We start from the raw sequence: 1,576 nt of genomic DNA, 5'->3' as shown, positions 1-1,576 counted from the left end.
TACCTTGGGATGGCCGACCACTCAATAGCGCAGGAAGTGAACTCTTTCATTGTAGCTAAAGATGGCTTTAGTTAAGTTTGGGTAAGTTTTACGAAGCAGGGGAAGTGCTACGTCGAAGTAGACCGTTTTTTCCCATCCTCAAAGACTTGCTCAGTCTGTCTCAATCGAGTTGGTAATTTGCCGTTGAATGTGCGGTCATGGCAGTGTCAAAGCTGTGAAACAAAGCATGACCGGGATGTCAACGCAGCGGTCAATATTCGAGATGAAGGACTCCGTATTTTAGCGTTAGGAACTAGCGCTACTGCCAAGGTCGGGAAGGTAAGTCCAAAGTCCCGAAGGCGTAAGTCATCCGTTTCTAAGGCACTACCCGTCGAAGTTGGAAGCTCCGCCCTCAACGACCGAAGCGCTCAGGGCGCGTAGGAAGTAGGGCGGGGTAGTTCACTGTTAAGTTTTCGCAGGCTGACAACAAGTTTCTCAACTTGACAGCTATTACTTGCTAGGGACACTAAAACCCCGGTTGCTGCATAGATTTCTCCCCAGCCAAATGTCTTATTTTGAAGCTAGAAATCCCTTTTTTTGCCCAGGTGTTGCTGAATGCAGCTTGATTTACGAAAATTTTCAGACGGAATTAGCATCAGACGATCTACAATGTAAGGCTAATGAAGTGCAATTTTTCCAAGACTAGCGATCGGCAGAAATTTCAGTACCGTTCGGAATTTTAAGTTTTGTAATCAAAAATTGCACCCATTAAATCAAGCTTTGAAGTTCGATGAGTCCAAGCACCAATCTATGAAACGCTCTTTCGCAGGTAAGACAGATACAGGGCTGGTTCGTTCCGTAAATCAGGATTCGTACCACATAGACCCTGACGGGCGATTTTTCATAGTGGCCGACGGCATGGGAGGACACGCGGGAGGTCAAGAAGCCAGTCGGATTGCGACTGGGGCGATTCAATCTTATTTGCTCGAACATTGGGAAGGGCCTGAAGATTCTCCCCTGTTGTTGGAAAAGGCTTTGTTAATTGCCAATCAAGCAATTTTGACCGATCAGCTCGAACATCCCGAGCGTGCTGATATGGGGACTACGGCTGTGGTTCTGATCTTTAGGGATGAGGGGAGACCTTGGTGCGCTAATATCGGGGACTCTCGCTTGTATCGGCTGCACGGCTCTCACTTGGATCAGATTACTGAAGACCAGACTTGGGTGGCTCAGGCTGTCAAAAGAAAGGCCCTGACTCCGGATCAGGCTCGCAGTCATCCTTGGCGTCACGTTTTGTCCCAGTGTTTGGGCCGCGATGATTTGCAGGAGATAGATATTCTGCCAGTGGACGTAAAGCCCGGGGATCGCTTGCTGCTGTGCAGCGACGGCTTGACTGAGGAACTTTCCGATCCTTTGATTGCTTCGCCTCTGAAGTCGATTCGCGCTTGCGAGGGCGCTGCAACTGCTTTGATTGAAGCCGCTAAGGATAAAGGGGGACGGGACAATATTACTGTGGTGATCGTGACGATCGACCTCAAATAATATCCTCGCACCCTCGCATACCTAAAAATCTCCCAATCTCCGAATCAAAAAATCT

At 48.6% G+C, this 1,576-nt stretch carries 1 protein-coding gene and 1 pseudogene; both read left to right on the top strand.

Going from position 1 to position 1,576, the window contains the following annotated elements; genetic code table 11:
• Window positions 1–96: 96 nt before the first annotated feature.
• Window positions 97–420, top strand: a pseudogene (locus JGK20_RS34180) (zinc ribbon domain-containing protein); the annotation flags it as partial.
• A 369-nt stretch (window positions 421–789) separates the two neighbouring features.
• The gene (locus JGK20_RS34175) at window positions 790–1,521 is read left to right on the top strand and encodes a protein phosphatase 2C domain-containing protein (RefSeq protein ID WP_293233827.1); all 732 of its coding nucleotides are present in this window, start codon (window positions 790–792) and stop codon (window positions 1,519–1,521) included.
• The last annotated feature ends 55 nt before the right edge of the window (window positions 1,522–1,576 follow it).

It is taken from the genome of Microcoleus sp. PH2017_05_CCC_O_A, assembly GCF_020738785.1.
GTDB lineage: Bacteria > Cyanobacteriota > Cyanobacteriia > Cyanobacteriales > Microcoleaceae > Microcoleus.
Note: the sequence above shows the minus strand (reverse complement) of the source record. Positions and strands in the feature narration are given on the sequence as shown.

What these genes read in the sequence shown, in the direction of transcription:
- JGK20_RS34175 (WP_293233827.1), top strand. Translation starts at nt 790, where the DNA reads ATGAAACGCTCTTTCGCAGGTAAGACAGATACAGGGCTGGTTCGTTCC.